Source organism: Neoroseomonas eburnea, from assembly GCF_018129005.1.
In the GTDB taxonomy this organism is placed as follows: domain Bacteria; phylum Pseudomonadota; class Alphaproteobacteria; order Acetobacterales; family Acetobacteraceae; genus Neoroseomonas; species Neoroseomonas eburnea.
In genome coordinates this window covers 180,721-200,222 of record NZ_JAAEDL010000003.1, presented here as the reverse complement: position 1 = coordinate 200,222, position 19,502 = coordinate 180,721, and the positions used below count along the sequence as shown (strand labels likewise).

20 protein-coding genes are annotated in these 19,502 nt (G+C 72.8%); 9 read left to right on the top strand and 11 right to left on the bottom strand.

Annotated elements, in window-relative coordinates:
• The first annotated feature begins 2 nt into the window (after window positions 1–2).
• From GXW74_RS04890 to rsmA, 3 genes are all read left to right on the top strand, one after another.
• On the top strand, window positions 3–2,261 hold the full coding sequence (locus tag GXW74_RS04890) for an LPS-assembly protein LptD (protein WP_246522886.1): 2,259 nt from the start codon (window positions 3–5) through the stop codon (window positions 2,259–2,261).
• Between the two features lie 204 nt (window positions 2,262–2,465).
• Window positions 2,466–3,815: a peptidylprolyl isomerase gene (locus tag GXW74_RS04885; protein WP_246522884.1), complete on the top strand. Its 1,350-nt coding sequence runs from the start codon at window positions 2,466–2,468 to the stop codon at window positions 3,813–3,815.
• Window positions 3,816–3,825: 10 nt separating this feature from the next.
• Complete coding sequence (gene rsmA, locus GXW74_RS04880) at window positions 3,826–4,656, top strand: 16S rRNA (adenine(1518)-N(6)/adenine(1519)-N(6))-dimethyltransferase RsmA (RefSeq protein WP_211845154.1); 831 nt, start codon at window positions 3,826–3,828, stop codon at window positions 4,654–4,656.
• 63 nt (window positions 4,657–4,719) lie between these two features.
• Here the strand turns inward: rsmA and GXW74_RS04875 are convergent, their stop codons facing one another.
• The 3 genes from GXW74_RS04875 to GXW74_RS04865 are packed head-to-tail and all read right to left on the bottom strand — an operon-like array spanning window position 4,720 to window position 7,039.
• Entirely contained in the window at window positions 4,720–6,069 is a 1,350-nt protein-coding gene (locus GXW74_RS04875) for a sensor histidine kinase (protein WP_211845153.1), read from the bottom strand.
• Window positions 6,066–6,725: a response regulator transcription factor gene (locus tag GXW74_RS04870; protein ID WP_211845152.1), complete on the bottom strand. Its 660-nt coding sequence runs from the start codon at window positions 6,723–6,725 to the stop codon at window positions 6,066–6,068. The genes GXW74_RS04875 and GXW74_RS04870 overlap by 4 nt, the downstream gene beginning before the upstream one ends.
• Complete coding sequence (locus GXW74_RS04865) at window positions 6,725–7,039, bottom strand: PepSY domain-containing protein (protein WP_211845151.1); 315 nt, start codon at window positions 7,037–7,039, stop codon at window positions 6,725–6,727. The genes GXW74_RS04870 and GXW74_RS04865 overlap by 1 nt, the downstream gene beginning before the upstream one ends.
• Window positions 7,040–7,165: 126 nt before the next feature.
• On the opposite strand from GXW74_RS04865, the gene GXW74_RS04860 reads away from it, so the two are divergent.
• The gene (locus GXW74_RS04860) at window positions 7,166–7,468 is read left to right on the top strand and encodes a PepSY domain-containing protein (RefSeq protein WP_211845150.1); all 303 of its coding nucleotides are present in this window, start codon (window positions 7,166–7,168) and stop codon (window positions 7,466–7,468) included.
• 68 nt (window positions 7,469–7,536) lie between these two features.
• Window positions 7,537–8,103, top strand: coding sequence for a cytochrome b (locus GXW74_RS04855; RefSeq protein WP_211845149.1), 567 nt, complete (start codon window positions 7,537–7,539; stop codon window positions 8,101–8,103).
• Between the two features lie 35 nt (window positions 8,104–8,138).
• On the opposite strand, the gene GXW74_RS04850 is transcribed toward GXW74_RS04855, so the two are convergent.
• The 3 genes from GXW74_RS04850 to GXW74_RS04840 form a co-directional block, all read right to left on the bottom strand.
• Window positions 8,139–9,062 (bottom strand): AEC family transporter, encoded by a 924-nt coding sequence (locus GXW74_RS04850; protein ID WP_211845148.1) that lies wholly within the window; start codon window positions 9,060–9,062, stop codon window positions 8,139–8,141.
• A gap of 166 nt (window positions 9,063–9,228) precedes the next feature.
• Window positions 9,229–9,864 (bottom strand): guanylate kinase, encoded by a 636-nt coding sequence (gene gmk / locus GXW74_RS04845; RefSeq protein ID WP_211845147.1) that lies wholly within the window; start codon window positions 9,862–9,864, stop codon window positions 9,229–9,231.
• Complete coding sequence (locus GXW74_RS04840) at window positions 9,854–10,759, bottom strand: YicC/YloC family endoribonuclease (protein WP_246522882.1); 906 nt, start codon at window positions 10,757–10,759, stop codon at window positions 9,854–9,856. Before GXW74_RS04840 ends, gmk begins: the two co-directional genes overlap by 11 nt.
• A gap of 30 nt (window positions 10,760–10,789) precedes the next feature.
• Between GXW74_RS04840 and GXW74_RS04835 the strand changes: the two genes are divergently transcribed.
• Together GXW74_RS04835 and GXW74_RS04830 are read left to right on the top strand one after the other, a co-directional pair.
• On the top strand, window positions 10,790–11,578 hold the full coding sequence (locus tag GXW74_RS04835) for an SDR family NAD(P)-dependent oxidoreductase (protein WP_211845146.1): 789 nt from the start codon (window positions 10,790–10,792) through the stop codon (window positions 11,576–11,578).
• Between the two features lie 75 nt (window positions 11,579–11,653).
• Entirely contained in the window at window positions 11,654–12,745 is a 1,092-nt protein-coding gene (locus GXW74_RS04830; protein WP_211845145.1) for an acyltransferase family protein, read from the top strand.
• 134 nt (window positions 12,746–12,879) lie between these two features.
• Here GXW74_RS04830 and GXW74_RS04825 read toward each other — a convergent pair whose 3' ends face one another.
• The 3 genes from GXW74_RS04825 to GXW74_RS04815 form a co-directional block, all read right to left on the bottom strand.
• Window positions 12,880–13,752: a DMT family transporter gene (locus GXW74_RS04825; protein ID WP_211845144.1), complete on the bottom strand. Its 873-nt coding sequence runs from the start codon at window positions 13,750–13,752 to the stop codon at window positions 12,880–12,882.
• A gap of 99 nt (window positions 13,753–13,851) precedes the next feature.
• A complete protein-coding gene (locus GXW74_RS04820) occupies window positions 13,852–14,541 on the bottom strand; it encodes a nitroreductase (RefSeq protein WP_211845143.1) in 690 nt (229 codons plus the stop codon).
• On the bottom strand, window positions 14,541–15,878 hold the full coding sequence (locus tag GXW74_RS04815; protein WP_211845142.1) for a dihydroorotase: 1,338 nt from the start codon (window positions 15,876–15,878) through the stop codon (window positions 14,541–14,543). Before GXW74_RS04815 ends, GXW74_RS04820 begins: the two co-directional genes overlap by 1 nt.
• Window positions 15,879–15,988: 110 nt before the next feature.
• Between GXW74_RS04815 and GXW74_RS04810 the strand changes: the two genes are divergently transcribed.
• Window positions 15,989–16,948: a patatin-like phospholipase family protein gene (locus GXW74_RS04810; RefSeq protein ID WP_211845141.1), complete on the top strand. Its 960-nt coding sequence runs from the start codon at window positions 15,989–15,991 to the stop codon at window positions 16,946–16,948.
• A gap of 139 nt (window positions 16,949–17,087) precedes the next feature.
• On the opposite strand, the gene GXW74_RS04805 is transcribed toward GXW74_RS04810, so the two are convergent.
• Window positions 17,088–17,972 (bottom strand): TauD/TfdA dioxygenase family protein, encoded by an 885-nt coding sequence (locus tag GXW74_RS04805; RefSeq protein ID WP_211845140.1) that lies wholly within the window; start codon window positions 17,970–17,972, stop codon window positions 17,088–17,090.
• A 223-nt stretch (window positions 17,973–18,195) separates the two neighbouring features.
• Here GXW74_RS04805 and GXW74_RS04800 point away from each other — a divergent pair, with 223 nt between their 5' ends.
• On the top strand, window positions 18,196–18,702 hold the full coding sequence (locus GXW74_RS04800; RefSeq protein WP_211845139.1) for a GFA family protein: 507 nt from the start codon (window positions 18,196–18,198) through the stop codon (window positions 18,700–18,702).
• Between the two features lie 104 nt (window positions 18,703–18,806).
• Here the strand turns inward: GXW74_RS04800 and GXW74_RS04795 are convergent, their stop codons facing one another.
• Window positions 18,807–19,343: a carboxymuconolactone decarboxylase family protein gene (locus tag GXW74_RS04795; RefSeq protein ID WP_211845138.1), complete on the bottom strand. Its 537-nt coding sequence runs from the start codon at window positions 19,341–19,343 to the stop codon at window positions 18,807–18,809.
• Window positions 19,344–19,502 lie beyond the last annotated feature (159 nt).

Sequence of the window (19,502 nt, the reverse complement as noted above, 5' to 3'; positions counted from 1 at the left end):
CCATGACACCGACTCTGCCCCGCATTGCCGCGCTGCTCGCCCTGGGCGCGGCGCCGGCCCTGGCGCAGACCAACGTGATGCCGCCGATCACCCAGCCGGCGGACATCGCCCCGGTGCTGCCCGGCGGGCCGCCCGCTGCCGCGGCGCCCGCCCCCGCGGCACCTACGTCGCCGGACCAGCCCGTCACCTTCACGGCGGCGGAACTCGAATACGACCAGAATCGCGCCCTGGTGGTTGCCCGCGGCAATGTGGAGGCCTGGCAGGGCAACCGTGTGCTGCGCGCGGAGGAGTTCACCTACGACCGCAACACCGGCGTCGCCACCGCCCGCGGCAACGTGCAGCTCATCGAGGCGGACGGCCAGGTGGTCTTCGCCGACAGCGTCGTGCTGGAAAACCAGTTCCGCGACGGCGTGCTGGAAGGCCTGCGCGCGCTGCTGGCGCAGAACGGGCGCCTCGCCGCCGCCGGCGCGCGGCGCACCGACGGCAACTTCTTCGACCTGTCGCGCGTGGTCTATTCCTCCTGCGACCCCTGCCGGGAGGACCCGCTGGCGCCGCCGGTCTGGCAGCTCCGCGCGCGCACCGCGACGCTCGACCAGGCGGGGCGCCAGGCGCGCTACCGCGACGCGGTGGTGGAATTCGGCGGCGTGCCGATGTTCTGGACGCCCTACCTGCAGCACCCGGCGGGCTCGGCGCCGCGGCAATCGGGCTTCCTCAGCCCCACCTTCGGCATCACCGGCTACCTCGGCGGCTTCGTCGAGACGCCCTACTACTGGGCGATCGACGAGAGCCAGGAGCTCGTCCTGCGGCCGCAGATCGCGACCCGGCAGGTGCCGAACCTCGGCCTCGAATACCGCCGCCGCTTCAACTTCGGCGAGGTCGAGGCGGAAGGCTCGATCGGCTACCTGAATGGCGATTCGAACACGGAACGCGGCGCCGCCGGGCACATCTTCTCGCGCGGCCGCTTCAACATCGACGACACCTGGCGCACCGGCTTCGACTTCAACTGGGCGACCTCCGAGGACTACCTTCGGATCTACCGCTACGGCGCGCGGCGCATCCTGAACCAGACGGTCTTCACCGAGGGCTTCTGGGGCACCGACGCCTATGCCCGCATCGAAGGCCGCGCCTTCCAGGGGCTGCGCGCGACCGACGACAACAGCCAGATCCCCTACGTCCTGCCCAACATCTACCTCGACTGGCGCTCGCAGCCGGATGCGCTGGGCGGCACCTTCACCGTCGACACCTGGAACTTCGCGGTGTTCCGCGACCAGGGCACGGACACGCAGCGCGGCGCCGTGCGGATCGGCTACAGCCTGCCCTACACCGACGGCGTGGGCGGGCTGTGGACGCTGCGCGCGCAGTCGGACCTCGCCGCCTACGCCTTCACCGACCTTTCGGGCGCGCCGAACTACTCGACCGCCGCCAACAATGGATCGACCGGCACCGCCAACATCCGCGCCGCGATCGACTGGCGCATGCCCTTCGTGCGCAGCGCCGGCGAGTATGGCCACCAGGTGATCGAGCCGCGCATCCAGCTCGTCGGCGGCCCGCTGACCGGCAACCAGGCCGGGGTGCCGAACGAGGACAGCATCGACCTCGAATTCACCGACGCCAACCTGTTCAGCCTGAACCGCTTCAGCGGGCGGGACCGGCAGGAAGGCGGCACGCGCGTCGACTACGCGCTGCGCGGCGCCTGGTACTTCCCCAATGGCGGTATGCTTGAGGGCCTGGCCGGCGCCTCCTACCGGGTCCAGCGCGACGGCGGCCCGTTCTACGAGGGCAGCGGCCTCGAGAACCGCGCGTCGGATTACGTGGCGCGGGCGCGGGTGATGCCGACGCCATGGCTCGAGTTCCTCGGCCGCGGCCGCTTCGACCAGGAGAACGGCGCGACTCGCTTCCTCGACCTCTCGACCTCCGTCAGCTTCGAGACCGCCACCACGGTCACCGGCGGCTACCTCTACACGCCGGCGGTGCCCTACCTGACGCCGGTGCGGGATCGGAACGAGGTCGCGGTCGGCGTCTCCCAGCGCTTCGGCCACTGGCGCTTCAGCGCCTACGGGCGTTACGATATCGACATCAACCGCCCGGTCGCGATCAGCGCCTCGGCGGCCTACGAGGACGAGTGCTTCCTGCTCGAAGCGCGCGTCTTCAAGCGCTTCGCTGAGGACCCGGCGACCAACAACCTCTATCCGGCGAACACCGTCCTGCTGTTCCGGATCGGGCTCAAGACCGTGGGCGATGTCGGTTTCCGGGCGATCTGAGATCCGTACGAGCCGGTCTTCACCCCGGGCGGGCGGGGAAGGGGCGCCGGGCCGCGGCGGCGGCCGGGTGCCGGCGCGGCCGGCCCTCGCAGGCCGCGCGGGCGCGATTCCCCCGCGATGCGGGTGCCGGCGCCTGCACGACCGGCGCCGCGCGCGCCCTTCCGCGCTTCCCCGCGGCCTCCGCAGGTCCTAAAGAGCGGTGCCATGACAGCCGTGACGCTTCCCCCCGCCCGGCGCCTTCGGCGCCTCGCGGTCCTGCCGGCCGCCGCGCTGCTCGGCCTGCTCGCCCTTGCGCCGCCCGCTGCGGCGCAACGCGCGAACCGCGTCGCCGCGGTGGTGAACGGCGACGTCGTCACCCTGCAGGAGGTCGAGAGCCGCCGGCGGCTGCTCGCCCTGACCGCGGGCATCACCGGCGATACCGGCGGACGCGCCAACGACCAGATCCTGCGCCTGCTGATCGATGAGCGGCTGCGCACCCAGGAAGTGGCCCGCCGCCGCATACCGGTCACCGACCAGGACATCGCCAATGCGGTGGGCGACATCGAGAACCGCAACGGCCTGCCCCCCGGCGGCCTGCGGGACAACCTGCGCCGCGCCAACATCGACCCGCGCGTGCTCTACGACCAGATCCGCGCCCAGATCGGCTGGAACCGGCTGCTGCGCACCCAACTCGGAAGCCAAGCCAACATCAGCCAAGCCGAGATCGACGAATACGTGAATGCCGCGCGCGCCCGTACCGGCCAGCCGGAATTCCTCGTCTCGGAGATCTACATCCCCGTCTCCAACCCGGGGCAGGAGCCGGAGGTCCAGCGCTTCGTCGCCGACATCATCGTCCGGCTGCGCCAGGGCGCACCCTTCCCGATGGTGGCGACGCAGTTCAGCCAGGCGCAGACCGCGCTGCTCGGCGGCGACCTCGGCTGGATCCAGCCCGACCGGCTCGACCCGGAAGTCGCCGCCATCGTGCGCCAGATGCCCGAGGGCGCGGTCTCCAACCCGATCCGCGTGCCCGGTGGCTTCGTCATCGTGACGCTGCGCCAGAAGCGGATCGCGGGGCGCGACATGGCGACCCTGCTGACGCTCCGTCAGGCCTTCTTCCCCTTCGAGGGGCAGGTGAATCCCGCGGCGCCGACCGCGCAGCAACTCCGCCAGGTGGACCGCGCGCAGCAGCTCTCCGAAAGCGCACGAAGCTGCGAGGCGATCGAGACCGCGGCGCGCGGCGGCCCGCGTCCGCCCGATCCCGGCCAGGTGCGGCTCGAAACGGTCAACCCGCCCGAACTGCGCGATCTGCTCGGCAGCCTGCCGGTCGGCCGCCCGTCGCAGCCGATCATCTCGCCTGACGGCGTGATGGTGATCGCCGTCTGTGCGCGCGAAACCCGCAACCTCGCCGAGATCACCCCCGAGCAGGCGCGCGAGCGGCTCCTGCGGGAGCGGGTGGAGCTGATCTCCCGCCAGGTGCTGCGCGACCTTCAGCGCCGGGCGCAGATCGACATCCGCAACGAGCCGGCCGCTCCGCGCGAGGCGCCGGCCGCGGGCCAGCCGCAGCGCCGCGGCTGACGCAGCACCCGTGACTGGGGCGGACCTGCCGAGCCTGCGCGAAACCGTCGCGCGGCACGGGCTCGACGCGCGCAAGTCGCTCGGCCAGCACTTCCTGCTCGATCCCGCGGTCTGTGCGCGGATCGCGGGGCTGGCCGGGGCGCTGGATGGCCGTCATGTCATCGAGGTCGGCCCCGGCCCGGGCGGCCTGACCCGCGCGCTGCTCGCCAGCCCGGCGGCGGAGGTCGTGGCGGTGGAACTCGACCGCCGCGCCGTCGCCGTGCTGGCGGACCTCGCCGCCGCGCATCCCGGGCGGCTGCGCATCGTCGAGGGCGATGCGCTGAAGGTCGATCCCGCCGCGCTGGTCCCGGCACCGAGGAAGATCATCGCCAACCTGCCCTACAACGTCGCGACGCCGCTGCTGGTCGGCTGGCTGCGCGGCGCGGCGGCGCTGGAAGGCATGACGCTGATGTTCCAGCAGGAGGTCGCCGAGCGCATCTGCGCCGCGCCGGACACCGAGGCCTACGGAAGACTGTCGGTGCTCGCGCAGTGGCGCTGCCGCTGCGAGATGCTGCTGCGCCTGCCGCCCGGCGCCTTCAGCCCGCCGCCCAAGGTGTGGTCGGCGGTGGTCGGCTTCACGCCGCATGCCGAGGACCCCGGGCCTGCGCTGTTCGCCGCCATGGAGCGCACGACGGCGGCCGCCTTCGGGCAACGGCGGAAGATGTTGCGCGGGGCGCTGAAGTCGCTGGGCAATGCGGAGGCGCTGCTCGCCACCGCCGGAATCGACGGCGCAAGGCGGGCGGAGACGTTGAGCGTCGCGGAGTTCGATCGCCTGGCGCAGCTGGTCGCCGCGCGCAGCTGAACCGCGGTGACGGCCGCGGCGTTCGAGCCCGCCACCGCGGCGACGCGGCGGCCGGCTGACCCTTCACCCTGCGGGCACCGCCCCGCGCGCCGGCAGGCGCAGCGTCGCGCACAGCCCGCCCGACGCCGCGCGGCCGAGCTCCAGCGACCCGCCATGCAGCGCCGCGAGATCGGCGACGATCGCGAGGCCGAGCCCCGCGCCCGGCGTCGCCTCGTCCAGCCGGACGCCGCGTTCCAGCGCCGCGCCGCGCTGGCCCTCGGGCAGGCCGGGCCCGTCATCGGCGACGGCGATCTCCACCATGGCGCCGCCGGCGACCGCGACCGTGACGCGTCGCCGCGCCCATGTGCAGGCATTCTCCATCAGGTTGCCGAGCATCTCGGTGAGGTCCTGCGGATCGACGCGCAGCCGCGCGGCAGCGTCGCCCGTCACCGCGATGACGCGGTCCTGCCCGGCAAACAGGCGTCGCAGCGCCGCCGCCACCTCCTCGGCGACGGCGAGCGGAGCGACGGCGGGCGCGGCACCGGCGCCCGCCCGCGCCGCGGTGCGCGCCCGCGCGAGGTGGTGCTGCACCAGGCGGTCGAGCGCCACGGCCTCGGCCCGCGCCGCCGCCAAGTCGGGCGGTGCCGCCGCCAGCGCGTTGCGCAACACGGCGAGCGGCGTCTTCAGCGCATGGGCGAGGTTGCCGACATGGGTGCGCGCCCGCTCCACCGTGGCGCGGTTGGCGGCGATCAGCGCATCCACCTCGGCCACCAGCGGCGCGACCTCGGCCGGGGCGATCAGGTCCAGCCGGTCGCGGCGCCCCTCCCGCACCTCGGCCAGCGCGCGCCGCGCCTGCCGCAGGGGTGCGAGGCCGGTCACCACGGTCGCCACGACGCCGCCGACCAACCCCAGGCCGAGCAGCGCGAAGACGCCCGCCAGCACGCCGCGCAGCCGGGCGATCTCGGCCAGGGTCGGCGCGCGGGACAGCGCCACGGCGACGTGCACCGGCCCGGTTGCGCCCGGCAGCAGAAGGTCGCGCTCGGCGACGCGGAGCGGTTCACCACGCGGGCCGGCGGCATCGCGCAGCAGGATCACGGCATGGCCTTCCATCGCCACCGGCAGCGACTGGTCCCACAGCGAGCGGGAGGTCGTGACGACACCGCCCGGCCCGGTCACCTGCCAATAGGCGCCGGAGAAGGGCCGGTCGAAATCGGCCCCGGCCGGGGGGCGCGTCACCACAGCGCGGTCCTCCGCATCGATCGCCACCGCGGCGGCGGCGCCATCGAGCAGCCCGGCGAGGCGCGCGTCGAAGGCGGTCTCCACCTGGCGCACCGCCACATCGGTCACGAACCAGGCCGCCGCGCCCAGCCCGGCCGCCACCCACAGCCCCGCCGCCAGGGCGAGGCGCAGCGTCAGCGATCGCGGCCGCCTCATCCGGCCGCCAGCCGGTAGCCCTGGCCGCGCAGCGTCTCGATCAGGCCTTCGCCGAGCTTCCGGCGCAGGCGGCCGACCACCACCTCCAGCGTGTTGCTGTCGCGGTCGAAATCCTGCGCGTAGAGGTGCTCTGTGAGCTCGGTCTTGGACACCACCTCCCCGGCGCGCAGCGCCAGGTAGGCGAGCAGCCGGTATTCGAGGCCGGTCAGCCGCACCGGCGCGTCGTCGAGCAGCACCCGCCGCGCCGCCGTGTCCACCACCAGCCGGCCGAGTGCGATCTCCGGCCTGCTGTGGCCATGCGCGCGGCGCACCAGGGCGTGAAGCCGCGCCACCAGCTCCGGCATCACGAAGGGCTTGGCGAGGTAGTCGTCGGCGCCGGCATTGAGGCCGGCGACCTTCTCGCTCCAGGCGTCGCGCGCGGTCAGGATCAGCACCGGCATGCCGCGCCCACCGGCGCGCCAGCGCTTCAGCACCGACAGCCCGTCGAGCCGCGGCAGGCCGAGGTCGAGCACCACTGCGTCATAGGGCTCGGTCTCGCCGAGGAAGAGCGCTTCCTCCCCATCCGCCGCGACATCGGTGACGAAGCCGGCCTCGGCGAGCGCGTCGCGGAGCTGGCCGGCGAGCGCCGCATGGTCCTCGACGACGAGGGCGCGCATCAGCGGCGTTCCTGCACCGGCCCGCGGCTGCGGATCAGCGCCCCGGTCGCCGCGTCGAGCTTGATCTCGAAGACGCGGCCGGAGGGCGGCAGCAGCTTGAACTCATAGACCCAGCGGCCGTTGTCGCGATCGAGCTCGGTCTCGATCACGGTGCCGACGTAGCGGCGTTCGACCTCGGCGAGCAGATCCGCGAGGGGGCGGATCTCCCCCGCGGCGAGGGCGGCGCGCGCGCGTTCGTGGTCGCGCCGGTCAGAGGCGTGCGCCGGTTGGGCGAGGAGGGGCAGCAGAGGCAGCAGGAACAGGGCTCGGCGCATGGGCGAAGGCTGACGCAGGCCACCTGAACCCCGGCTGAACGGGCGGCTCAGCGCCGGTTCAGGTGGCGGGACGGAGGATGCGCCCCGTTGCGGAAGCACCGCAATCGACATCCCGAGGAGAACACCGTGATCCGCCGTTTCCGCCCTGCCGCCGCGCTGGCCCTCGCACTCGCCGCAGCGACGCCCTTCGTGCCCGCCATGGCCTCCGACCGCGACGACCGCCGCACCGAGGAGAACCGCGCCGTCACCGCCGCCCGCGTCGATGCGGCCGCTGCCGTGGCGGCGGTGCGTGCCGCCGGCTACGGCCCGGTCCGCGAACTCGACTGGGAGCACGGCCAGTGGGAGGTGAAGGCCTCCGACGCCGAGGGCCGCCGCGTCGCGCTCCGCGTCGATGCGACCACCGGCGCCGTCACCCGCCGCAGCCGCTGACCGCATGCCGCGCCCCGTGCCCGGCCGGCTGATCGGCCGGGCAGCCTGACCGCCTTGAGGATCCTGCCATGACCACCTCTGCCCAAGCCCGGCTGCCGGGCGGCGCGCCTTCGGCACCCAACCACGGCACGACGACGATGCTGCTGCACTGGGGCGCCGCCGCGCTGCTGGTCGCCGCCTTCGCGCTCGGCCTCACCCTGGAGGACTGGCCGCGCGGGCCGCAGCGCGACACCGTGATGATGGTGCATTACAGCCTCGGCACGCTGGTCTTCGGGCTGGTGATGATCCGGCTGCTGCGGCGCCTGCTGCTGCCGCAGCCGCCGCTCGAAGGCAGCCTGGCCGCCCGTCTCGCCGCTGGAGCGATGCATTGGGCGCTTTACGCGATGATGGTCGCGCTGCCGCTGACCGGCGCCTTGGACCGCTGGGCGCGCGGCCGTCGCCTCGCGATCTTCGGCGACAACGTCATCCCGGCGCCCTTTCCGATCGGCGGCGGCAGGGTCTGGGGCGAGGCGCATGAGGTTATCGCCAACCTGCTGCTGGCGCTGGTCGCGCTGCATGTCGCCGCCGCGCTGTGGCACCACCTCGTGCTGCGCGACGGCACGCTGCGCCGCATGCTTCCCGCCCTGCGGGCCTGATCCGGTGCGGGGCCGGGCATCCGGCCCCGCCGCCGTCACGGGCGGATCCAGGCGAGCACCGCCGCCAGGGTGAACACCGAGATCACCGTCGAGACCAGCACCGTCGCCCCCGACCGGTCCGCCCCGGTCGCGTAGCGCCGCGCCAGCAGGAAGGCGTTGGCCCCGGTGGGCAGCGCCGCCGTCATCACCGCCACGCCGGTCTCCAGCGGGGAGAGCGCGAGCAGCGTGCAGGCCCCCCAGACCATCAGCGGCAGCGCGGCGAGCTTCAGCACCGTCGCCCAGGCGACCTCCCGCCACGACTGCCCGGCGCTGAAGGCGGCGAGCGATCCGCCGAGGCAGAACAGCGCCACCGGCGGCGTCGCGGCGCCGAGCATTTCCAGCGTCCGCCGCATCACGCCGGGCACCGGCAGGCCGATCGTGCTCCAGGCCAGTGCGACGAAGACCGTGGCGACCACCGGGTTGCGCGCGATGCCGGCGAAGGTCGCGACGACGATCCGCCGCCAGGGCGCGTGGCGATGCAGCCCGACCTCGGCGACCACCGTGCCGAGCGTCAGCAGCACCATGGAATGCAGCGCGATGATGGTGATCAGGATGGGCAGCCCGGCCTGGCCGAAGGTGGCCGCGATCAGCGGGATGCCCATCATCACCGTGTTGCCGAAGGTGCAGTTCAGCGCGAAGAGCCCGGCTTCCCCGAGCGGCATCGCCATCCGCCGCGCCGCCAGCAGCAGCGCGCCGCCATAGAGGATGACGGCCGGGACGAAGAAGGCGACGGCCGCTGGCCCTCCGCCGACATGGCCCGAGGTGCCGCCGACGAAGAGCAGCGCCGGCGCGGCAAGGGAGAAGGCGAAGTCGTTGAGGCCGCGGAAGCCGGCCTGGTCCACCAGGCCCCGGACCGCCGCCAGGTAGCCGAGGCCGACGATGGCGAAGACCGGCGCGACGATGTCGAGGATGACGCCCATGGGTCAGGCGTGCGCCGGAGGGGCCTTGCCCCTCCGAACCACCCCACCAAAGGCCGAAGGGCCTTTGGAAACCGGAACCGGAGTCATGGGTTCCGAGGGCCCTTCGGCCCTCGGCGGGGAGAGGTTCGGAGAGGGGCGGCGCCCCTCTCCGGTGCGCCTGCGCCGATCATCCGGCCAGCAGCCGCGCGATGAACCCCGCCATCCCCGGCTGCCGCCGCCGCTCGCTGCGCGCCGCATGCAGGATGGCGCGCACCTGCGCGACCGTCGCGGCGAAGTCCCGGTTCACCACCACATGGTCGAACTCGTCCCAATGGGTGATCTCCTCGCGCGCCGCCGCCATGCGCTTGGCGATCTCCTCCGGCCCGTCCTGGCCACGGTTGCGCAGCCGGGCTTCGAGGTCCGGCAGGGAAGGGGGCAGCAGGAAAATGCCGACCACGTCCTCCGGCAGCCCGGCCTTCATCTGGCGATGGCCCTGCCATTCGATGTCGAACAGCACGTCCCGCCCGGCGGCGAGCGCCGCTTCCACCGGCCCGCGCGGCGTGCCGTAGGACCGGCCGAGGAAGCGCGCATGTTCCAGGAACTCGCCGCGCGCGGCCATGGCGTCGAAGGCGTCCTGGGTCTTGAAGAAGTAGTGCACGCCCTCCTGCTCGGCGGGGCGCGGGGCGCGCGTGGTGGCGCTGATGGACAGGGAGAGCTCCGGCTCGGTTTCCAGCAGCGCGCGGGAGACGGAGGTCTTGCCCGCCCCCGGCGCCGCGGCGAGCACCAGGCAGAGGCCGCGCCGCGCGATGCCGTCATTCGACATTCGCGGACTGCTCCTTGAGCCGTTCGATCGCCGCCTTCAGCTCCAGCCCGATGCGGGTCAGCGCCGTGCTGGACGACTTGCTGCACAGCGTATTGGCCTCGCGCACGAATTCCTGCGTCAGGAAGTCGAGCTTGCGGCCGATCGCCTCGCCGGAAGTCAGCAGCCGGCGCGCCTCGGCGATGTGCGCCGACAGCCGGTCCAGTTCTTCCCGCACATCGGACTTCGTCGCCAGCAGCGCGACCTCCTGCGCGAGCCGGTCTTCCGGCACGCGGCGCTCGCCTTCCAGCAGGGCGGCGAGGGCTTCCAGCAGCCGCTGCCGGTGCAGGGCGGGCTGGTCGGCGGCTTCCTTGCCGGCGAGCTCGCGCAGCGCGGCGACCTCATCCAGCAGCACGGTGAGGATGTCGGCGAGCTTCGCGCCCTCCGTCCGGCGGGACGCCACCAGCCCGTCCAGCGCGCGGGTGAAGGCGACGGCGATGGCGGCGCGCTTCGCCTCCTCCTCCGCCTCGTCGGGTTCGGTGGCCTCGGCGCGCAGCACGCCGGGCAGGGTCAGCAGCGCCTCGGCGCGCGGCGGCGGGCAGCCTGGGATGCGGGCGGCGAGGTCGAGGGCGATCTTCAGCGCCTGCTCCAGCGCGGCCGGATCGGGCGTCAGCCGCGCGGCGGTGCGTTCCTCGCGCTTCACCGTCAGGGTGGCGGAGACGTTGCCGCGCTTCAGCACCCGCCCCGCCGCCTCCTTCAGGCCGGATTCCAGCGCGTCGAAGCCGTTGGGCAGGCGCAGGCGGATATCGAGGCCGCGGCCGTTGACGCTGCGCACTTCCCACAGGAAGGAGGAACCGTCCGGCAGCGTGCCGCCCTCGCGGGCGAAGCCGGTCATGGAGGAGAGGGGGGATCTGGCCATGGCGCCGCTTCTCCCCCGCGGAGGAAGCCGATGCAAGCCGCCTGGACCCATGTGCTGATCACCGGCGCCTCCTCCGGCCTGGGGCGCGCGCTGGCCGAGGCCTGCGCCCGGCCGGGCGCGGTGCTGCACCTGTCCGGCCGCGACGCGGACCGGCTGGAGCAGGCTGCCGCCGCCTGCCGCGCCAAGGGCGCGGAGGTGCGCCCCGTGGTCCTGAGCGTGACGGATGCCGCCGGCATGGCCGAATGGATCGCAGGCGCCGGGCGGCTCGACCTGGTGATCGCCAATGCCGGCATCTCGGCCGGGACGGGCGACGACACGGAGCCCCCGGACCAATCCCGCCGCATCTTCGAGACCAACGTGACCGGCGTGCTGAACACCGCCCTGCCGGCGATCGGGGCGATGGCGGCTCAGCCGCCGGGGGCGGATGGGGTGAGGGGGCGGATCGCGGTGATCGCCTCGCTCGCCGCCTTCGTCGCGGCGCCGGGCGCGCCTGCCTATTGCGCCACCAAGGCAGCGGTGCAGCGCTGGACGGAGGCGCTGGACGGCACCGAGCGCCGCCGCGGCATCCGCCTGCACGCCGTCTGCCCCGGCTATGTCCGCACGCCGATGACGGCGACGAACGCCTTCCCCATGCCCTTCCTGATGGATGCCGAGGAAGCGGCGCGGAGGACGCTCGCCGGCATCGCGCGCGGCCGCCTGCGCATCGCCTATCCCTGGCCGACCTATGCGATGGCGCGTTTCGTGGGGGCGCTGCCGCCGACGCTGCGCAACCGGATCTTCACCCGCATGCCGGCAAAGGACCGGGCCGGTCCAGGGTAACTATTTCGTTATCGATTCATAAGTTTTCCCGGCCTCTCGTTGAGCCGGGCGGCAGGCCCGCGGGACAAGCGCGGCATGGCCCAGGTGCTCAAGCTGTCCCCGATTGCCAGCCTGGCGCCCGCGCGCCAGGCTGCGGACCTGGCCGTCGGGGCGAGGCTCGACTGGGTCGATGCCGCGAAGGGTGTCGGCATCCTGCTCGTGGTGGTCGGTCACGCGATCGGCGGCCTGATGGAGGGCGGGATCGAGCCCAAGACCGGCTGGTTCAGGCCGCTGCTGCTGGTGCTCTACTTCTTCCACATGCCGCTGTTCTTCTTCCTCTCCGGGCTGTTCTTCCCGCATCGGCTCGGCGCCGGCGGGGCGGATGTCGCAAGGCGCGCCATGACCGGCATCGTCTGGCCCTATTTCCTGTGGTGCTCGGTCCAGATTCTCGTCGTGTATGCGGCCGCGGACCTCGTGAATGCGCCCGGGACCGACCTCGGCGGCGCCTTCGTCGGCATGCTGTTCACCTGGCCGCCGGGGCAGTTCTGGTTCCTCTACGTCCTGTTCGTCGTGCAGGTGGTGGCGGCGCTGGCCCTGCCGGTCATCGGCGCGACCGGTCTGCTGGCGGTGTCGCTCGCGCTGTGCCTCGCGAAGCCGGAGGGTCTGCCGCTGGTCTTCTCGATGGGGCTGACGATGCTGCCCTTTTTCGCTCTTGGTGGCTTTGTCGGAGCGCGCGGATGGCTCGCTTCCCCGGCGCCTCTCTCACGCGCGCAGGCGGCTGGTGCCATCGGCGTCGCGGCGGCCGTGACCTGGCCCACCTTCGGGCATTCGGTCGCGGCGGTCGGCGCGGCGAGGTTCGATGACCTGCGCACCATCGACATCGCGATGCTCGCCTGGTCGCAGGCCGCGATTCCCGCCGCCGTCACGGGCATTGCCGCCGTCGTCGCCGTCGCCGCGGCGATGCGCGGCCGGCTCCGGGCAGCCTTCGCCTATCTCGGGCGGCGGAGCATGGCGATCTACCTCCTGCATATCCTCGCGCTCGCCGGCACGCGGATCGTGCTGGTGAAGGGATTCGGGGTCTCCGACCCGGATATCCTCATCATCCTGGTGGCGGTGGGCGTCGGCGCGCCGGTCATCGCGGCGGAACTCGCCCGGCGATACGGCGTCGCGCGCATCCTCGCCCTCTGATGCCGGCGACGGACGTCGTGATGCCTGCGACGCCGGGAACCGCATCCGCACTTGCGCGAGGGCGGCTCGCCGGCTCCGTGCTCCACGCCGAAGCCGGGGTTTCCGGCGATGCGGCATGAGGCGCCCGCCGCCGGCTACCGTCGCCCCGTCACCAGCCAGATCGCCGCCAGCACCACCGCGCCGCCGGCAAGGACGCGCCAGGACGGCACCTCCCCCAGCCAGGCCGCGGCGATGGCCGTCGCGAAGACGGGCTGCAGGTAGCCCACCATCGCCGCATCCGCCGCCCGCGCCCGCGTCACCAGGCCGAGGAACAGCGTGAGCGGCACGGCGGTCGCGAAGATGGCGAGCACCACCGCCACCACCCAGACCTGCGGCGGCTGCACCAGCGCGCCGGGCCCGTCCACCGCCAGGGCCAGGCTGCCGGAAAGCACCGCCGAGACCGCCTGCTGCGCCAGCGCGAGCGCCGCTGCCGGTCCCCGATCCGCGCGCCGCAGCCAGATGGTGCCGACGGCGTAGGAGAAGGTCGCGCCGAAGACCAGCGCCGCGCCCAGCAATGTCCCGCCTCCGAGCCCATCCGGACCGATCACCAGCGCGATGCCGCAGAATCCCACCGCGACGCCGAGCAGCATGCGCCGCGTCGGCACCTCGCCCGGGAGGAAGGCGGCGGCGAGCAGCGTCACCACCAGCGGCCCCGCCGCCTGGACCAGGGAGGCCGGTGCCGCCTCGATCCGCTGCAGGGCCATCGGCATCAGCGTGTTCGGCAGCACGCCGTTCAGCGTGCCGAGCAGCAGCGCCGCGACCACGACGGAGCGGCCGATGCCGGGCAGTTCACGTCGGAACCACAGGAAGACCAGTACCGCCGTCGCGGCGAGCGCGCCGCGCACGCCGGCCAGCGCGAAGGGCGGCAGATGGAAGGCGAGCCAGCGGATGAGCGGAAAGGCCGCGCCCCAGAGCGCGCCGATGACGACGAGCCGCGTCCAGAGGGCAGGGCCGGTCAGCGGGGGCATGGGGAAAGGTCGGGGGAGGGGAACCTCCCCCGAACCCCCTCCCTTCCGTGTCCGGGTCGCACCGACTGCGTCGGCGCGACGGCATGCCGGGCGGGCAGATCAGTCGTCCCAGCCGAGGAAGCGGCAGAATTCCCGTGCCGGGGCGCGCTCCGTCACCAGGCCGTTCTCCGGCGCCTCCGGATCGGCATGGCCGAGCGCCATGCCGCAGATCACCACCTCCTCCTCGGGGATCGGCAGATGCGCGCGGATGGTGCGGTGGTGGGAGGCGAAGGCCGCCTGCGGGCAGGTGTCGAGACCCATCCCCCGTGCCGCGACCGTCAGGTTGCCGAGGAACATGCCGTAGTCGAGCCAGGAGCCGATCTCGAGCCGTCGGTCGATGGTGAAGATCAGCCCCACCGGTGCGCCGAAGAACTCGAAGTTCTTCGCGTGCTGGCGCTTCATCTTCTCCGTCTCGCCCTTGGCGATGCCGAGCAGCCCGTAGAGATCCCAACCTACCTTGCGGCGGCGGGAGAGGTAGGGCTCGAAGAAGGCGTCCGGGTAGTAGCGGTACTCGCCCTCGCCACCATGGCCCTCCATGTGCTCGGCGACCAGCGCGGCGGAGAGCCGCTTCAGCGCATCCCCGGCCAGCGCATAGGCGCGCCAGGGCTGCATGTTGGTCCCCGACGGCGCCCGCGCGGCGATGTCGAGCAATCGCTCCACCGTCTCGCGCGGCACGGGTGTCGGCAGGAAGGCGCGGATGGAGCGGCGGGAGGTGATCGCCGCCGCCACCGGCTCCGCGGTGCCGTGCATCAGGCGCGCGCCGTGTCGGAGAAGGCGACCGGGCGGCCGACCGGCGTGCCGAGCACCTCGTCCTCCCGCATCACCAGGTTGCCGCGCACGATCGTCATCATCGGCCAGCCGGTGCAGCGATGGCCCGCGAAGGGCGTCCAGCCGCAGGGGGAGACGATCCAGGATTCCTCGATGGTGCGCTGCCGCTTCATGTCCACCACGGTGACGTCGCCGTCGTAGCCCACCGCGAGCCGCCCCTTGTTCAGCGCGCCATAGACGCGCGCGGGGCCGGTGCCCATCAGGTCGGCGAGGCGCGGCAGCGTCAGCCGCCCGGCGCTGACATGGTCGAGCATCAGCGGCACGATGGTCTGCACGCCGGTCAGCCCCGCCGCCGTGGTCGGCCAGGGGCGTTCCTTGGCCTCGCGGGAATGCGGCGCGTGGTCGGACCCGACGCAGTCCACCCGCCCGTCGCGCACCGCCGCCCAGGCGGCTTCCAGGTGCCGCGCGTCGCGGATCGGCGGGTTCATCACCGCATAGCCGCCGAGCCGGTCATAGGCCTCGTCCGTCTGCGTCAGGTGGTTGAGCAGCACCTCGCAGGTCGCGATGTCGCGGAAGCCGGAGAGGTAGTCGAGCTCCTCCGCCGTCGAGACGTGCAGGATATGCGCCGGCCGCCCGGTCTTGCGCGCCAGCGCCATCAGCCGCCTGGTGCCGAGCAGGGCGCATTCCACGTCGCGCCAGACCATGTGGTTGCGGTGCGGCATGCCCGGCGTGAACATCGGCTTGCGCGCCTGCAGGCGGTACTCGTCCTCGGAATGGTAGGCGATGCGGCGGCGGCCGGCGCGCATCACGCGTTCGAGGTTCTCGTCGTCCTCCACCATCATGTCGCCGGTGGAGGAGCCGGCGAAGACCTTGATGGCGCAGACATTGGGCTGGTGCTCCAGCTCGGCGAGCGTCGCGATGTTCGTCTTGGTGGCGCCGACATAGAGCCCGACATCGCAATGGGCGACGCCCGCCAGCCCATCCCGCTTGGCATCGAGCCGCGCCCTGTCGGTGATGGCGGGGGATGTGTTCGGCATGTCGAACACCGCCGTCAGGCCGCCGAGCACCGCGGCCTTCGTGCCGGTGCCGATGGTCTCGACCTTCGGGTCGCCCGGGTCGCGCAAATGCACATGCGGGTCGATCAGGCCGGGCAGCACGTGCAGGCCCTTGCAGTCGACCACCTGCGAGGCCTCCGCCGTCCGCAGGTCGCCGATCGCGGCGATGCGGCCGGCACGGATGGCGAGGTCGGCCTGTTCCACCCCCCAGGGCATCACGACCTGCCCGCCGCGGAGAAGAAGATCGAAGCGTTCGGTGGTCATGGGCAGGCTCCTCACTGGTCCGGGCGCCCTTGTCGCACCGGGACACGCCGCCCGGAAGTCCTGGCCACGCCTTGCCACGGGTCGGCTCGCCACCCAAATGGCATGCTGCAATGCAACAAGATTCAGATCCGGCGATCCGGCCGCTCGCCCTGGCGCTCCAGGGTGGCGGATCCTTCGGCGCCTTCACCTGGGGCGTGCTGGACCGGCTGCTCGCCGAGCCTTCCCTGCCGCTCGACGCGGCGAGCGGTGCGAGCGCGGGCGCGGTGAACGCCGTGCTGATGGCCGACGGCCTGCTCGCCGGCGGGCGGGAGGAGGCGCGCGCCCGCCTGGCGCGGTTCTGGCGCCTGCTGTCCGACCGGGCCGGGCTCGCCGGCCTGCCGATCGTCGGCTCCGTCTTCGCCGCGGCGGATCTGCCGGCGCTGCCCTTCGCCCTGACCCTGCCCGGGTCGGACCCGTTGCGGGAGCTGCTCGGCGACCTGGTGGATTTCTCGCGGCTGCGGACGGAACGGCCCCTGCCGCTGCTGATCGCCGCGACCCGCGTCCGCGACGGCGAGGCCCGCATCTTCCGCGAGCATGAGGTTTCGCTCGACGCCGTGCTCGCCTCCGCCTGCCTGCCCCTGTTGCGGGAGGCGGTGGAGATCGACGGCGAACCCTATTGGGATGGCGGATACAGTTCCAACCCGCCATTGCGCGAGCTGATCCAGGCCAGCAGCGCCGAGGACCTTCTGCTGGTGCAGCTTGCCCCGGACGAGAGGGAGGGCAGCCCGCGCCTGCGCCAGGACATCCGCCACCGTTCGCTGGAGATCGCCTTCTCCGCCCCGCTCAAGCGGGAACTCCAGGCGATCCGGGACCTGCGGGCACTGTGCCGGGAGACGCCGCTGCTGCGCCCGCGCCTATGCCGCAAGCTCGATCGCCTGCGGCTGCACCGCCTGTCGCTGTGGGATGGGTTCGAGGATGCCGGGCAGGCCAATGCGGCCAACCTCACCTGGCCGTTCCTGACGCGGCTCGCGGATGCTGGGCGGGAGGCGGCGGAACGGTGGCTGGCACCGGCGGAGGCGGCGGCGGAGTAGCGGAAGGCCGGGGGAGGGAACTCCCCCGGACCCCCTCCCTTGTCTGTCGGTCAGCCGGGAGTGCCCGGCGCGCCGGGTGCGCCCATCCAGGTGATCAAGGAAGGAGGGGGGATCGGGGGGAGTTCTCTCCCCCCGGCCTTCAAGCCGCCTGCTGTTCCAGCGTCGGCGCCGCATCCTCCAGCGTGACCCGCCGCATGTCGCGGGGGTAGGTGCTGTCCTCGAAGGGCCGGGCACGGTGCAGCGTGCAGCGGTTGTCCCACATCACCAGGTCGAATTGCCGCCACCTGTGGCGATAGACGAACTCCCGCTGGGTCGCGTGCTCGGTCAGGTCGCGGATCATCGCCATGCCTTCGGGCACCGGCATCCCCTCGACGCGCCCGATATGGGCCGAGAGGTAGAGCGAGACCCGCCCCGAGCCCGGATGCCGGCGGACCAGGCGCTGCGGCACGGGGGCGAAGACCCTCTTCTCCTCCTCCGTGTACTCGTCGAAGCCGAGCTGCGCGCGCGAATAGATCAGCGAATGCCAGGTGGTGAGGCCCTTCACCTTCGCCTTGTCCTTTTCGGGCAGTGCATCCCAGGCGGCGCGCATGTCGGCGAACTCGGTGTCGCCGCCCTCGGGCGGGATCACCCGCGCATGCAGCATCGAATACTTCGCCGGGATCGGCTTGAAGGAGGAATCGCTGTGCCAGAGCCGGTTGCCCAGGGCGAACATCCGCCGCCGGTCATCGGCCGCGAGCAGCTTGCCGTCGGTGTCGAGGTTGGAGATGTCGTTCATCTCCTGGTGCTTCAGGCGGTGCTTGTGCGCGTCGACCACGCCGCGCGTCGGCTCCAGCTTCCCGAGGGCACGGCCGACGGCCATCTGCTGTTCGTCGTCGAGTTCCTGGCCGGGGAACACCAGCACGGCGTAGCTGTCCATGGCGCGGTGGATCTCATCCGCCAGGCCCGGTGACGGGGGCTGGCGGAGGTCCACCCCTGTCGCCTCCGCGACGAAGAGGGGATGCAGGGGCCTGAGCGAGAGCGGCATGGGCGGCTTCCTCCAACCGTCCCGGTCCCGGTCGGCCGGGCTCTTGGGACGAAGCGTCACCCCGCCAGGGGAGGATGGTCAAGATGGGCGGCGCCGGGCCGTCGATTCAGGACGGGCCCCGCCTCCGGTGCCGCATGTCGTCGTGGCGCCGCCGACCTGCTCTGCGCGACAATCGGCCTGCCCGGAACGGACCGGGCACCGGAAACGTGACGGGAGGTCGCCCATGGAAGGCGGATGCACCTGTCGGCAGCTGCGCTACCGGGTCGAGGGCGCGCCGCTGATCGTCCATGCCTGCCATTGCACCTGGTGCCAGCGGGAGACGGGCACGGTGCATGCGCTCAACGCCCTCTACGAGGCCGACCATGTGATCCATACGGCCGGCGAGCCCGAGATCGTCTACACGCCCTCGGCCAGCGGCCGGGGCCAGCTCATCGCGCGCTGCCCGACCTGCAGGGTCGCGATCTGGAGCAACTATCCGGAGGCCGGTGCGGCGGTCCGCTTCGTACGGGTCGGCACGCTGGACACGCCCGAACGCTGCCCGCCGGACATCCACATCTACACCTCCACCAAATTGCCCTGGGTGGTGCTGCCGCCGGGTGCGAAGGCGGTGCCGGAATTCTACGATACCGCCGATGTCTGGCCGGCGGAGAGCCGCGCGCGCGTGCGCGCCATGCGGCAGCGATTGCGTGAGCAGGCGGCTGTGCCGGATCCGGCCGACCCTGGCAGTTGAGGGCGGGTGCGCGAACGACGAATGGCGGCCACGGGGCCGCCATCCGGAATCGTGCCGGGGCCGAGCCGGGAATGCACCGTTCGGCGCATTCCCGCATGGCTGGGTCAGGCCGCGCTCGCGAGCGCGTCCTCGGCGTCCAGCACGCCGGCCACCGCATGCACCACGGCGGCGATGCGCACCGCGGCCTGCACCGCTTCCTTCGACAGGCCGCCATGGAGGACGACCTTCTCATGCGCCTCCATGCACATGCCGCAGCCGTTGATGGCGGAGACGGCGAGCGACCAGAGCTCGAAATCCACCTTCTCCACGCCCGGCTTCGCCATGACGTTCATGCGCAGCTTGGCGGGCAGGTTGGCGTAGTCGCCGCCGACCAGGTGGGTGAAGCGGTAGTAGACGTTGTTCATGCCCATGATGGCGGCCGCGGCCTTGGCGGCGGCGAGCGCCTCGGGGGAGAGCTTCGGCCCGAACTCGGCGAGGATCGCGCGCGTCACCTCGGCGTTGCGCGCGGCGATGGCGCTGGCGACGAAGGTGCCGGCGAGCTGCTGCTGGGTCAGCACCGGCTCGGCGGCCAGCGAACCGAGGTTCAGCTTCAGGTCCTTGGCGTGTTCGGGCAGGCGGGCGCGCAGGGATTCGAGGGACATCGGTGCCTCCGGGACGGACATGTCCCGCACGCCGGCCGGGCGCGCGGGACCAGGGTTCTGTGAGGGGCGAAGGCCCCAGTCGCGCACCCGGTCAGGGCCGCCGGGCACCCGCCGCGGCGAGCCGCGAGGGGGGGCGGCCTGGCGGCCGGCCGCGTGCGC

Bases quoted from the DNA above. Each gene is read 5' to 3' on its own strand.
- GXW74_RS04890 (WP_246522886.1), top strand. From the start codon at position 3: ATGACACCGACTCTGCCCCGCATTGCCGCGCTGCTCGCCCTGGGCGCG.
- GXW74_RS04885 (WP_246522884.1), top strand. From the start codon at position 2,466: ATGACAGCCGTGACGCTTCCCCCCGCCCGGCGCCTTCGGCGCCTCGCG.
- GXW74_RS04875 (WP_211845153.1), bottom strand. From the start codon at position 6,069: ATGAGGCGGCCGCGATCGCTGACGCTGCGCCTCGCCCTGGCGGCGGGG.
- GXW74_RS04870 (WP_211845152.1), bottom strand. From the start codon at position 6,725: ATGCGCGCCCTCGTCGTCGAGGACCATGCGGCGCTCGCCGGCCAGCTC.
- GXW74_RS04865 (WP_211845151.1), bottom strand. From the start codon at position 7,039: ATGCGCCGAGCCCTGTTCCTGCTGCCTCTGCTGCCCCTCCTCGCCCAA.
- GXW74_RS04855 (WP_211845149.1), top strand. From the start codon at position 7,537: ATGACCACCTCTGCCCAAGCCCGGCTGCCGGGCGGCGCGCCTTCGGCA.
- GXW74_RS04850 (WP_211845148.1), bottom strand. From the start codon at position 9,062: ATGGGCGTCATCCTCGACATCGTCGCGCCGGTCTTCGCCATCGTCGGC.
- gmk (WP_211845147.1), bottom strand. From the start codon at position 9,864: ATGTCGAATGACGGCATCGCGCGGCGCGGCCTCTGCCTGGTGCTCGCC.
- GXW74_RS04840 (WP_246522882.1), bottom strand. From the start codon at position 10,759: ATGGCCAGATCCCCCCTCTCCTCCATGACCGGCTTCGCCCGCGAGGGC.
- GXW74_RS04835 (WP_211845146.1), top strand. From the start codon at position 10,790: ATGCAAGCCGCCTGGACCCATGTGCTGATCACCGGCGCCTCCTCCGGC.
- GXW74_RS04830 (WP_211845145.1), top strand. From the start codon at position 11,654: ATGGCCCAGGTGCTCAAGCTGTCCCCGATTGCCAGCCTGGCGCCCGCG.
- GXW74_RS04825 (WP_211845144.1), bottom strand. From the start codon at position 13,752: ATGCCCCCGCTGACCGGCCCTGCCCTCTGGACGCGGCTCGTCGTCATC.
- GXW74_RS04820 (WP_211845143.1), bottom strand. From the start codon at position 14,541: ATGCACGGCACCGCGGAGCCGGTGGCGGCGGCGATCACCTCCCGCCGC.
- GXW74_RS04815 (WP_211845142.1), bottom strand. From the start codon at position 15,878: ATGACCACCGAACGCTTCGATCTTCTTCTCCGCGGCGGGCAGGTCGTG.
- GXW74_RS04810 (WP_211845141.1), top strand. From the start codon at position 15,989: ATGCAACAAGATTCAGATCCGGCGATCCGGCCGCTCGCCCTGGCGCTC.
- GXW74_RS04805 (WP_211845140.1), bottom strand. From the start codon at position 17,972: ATGCCGCTCTCGCTCAGGCCCCTGCATCCCCTCTTCGTCGCGGAGGCG.
- GXW74_RS04800 (WP_211845139.1), top strand. From the start codon at position 18,196: ATGGAAGGCGGATGCACCTGTCGGCAGCTGCGCTACCGGGTCGAGGGC.
- GXW74_RS04795 (WP_211845138.1), bottom strand. From the start codon at position 19,343: ATGTCCCTCGAATCCCTGCGCGCCCGCCTGCCCGAACACGCCAAGGAC.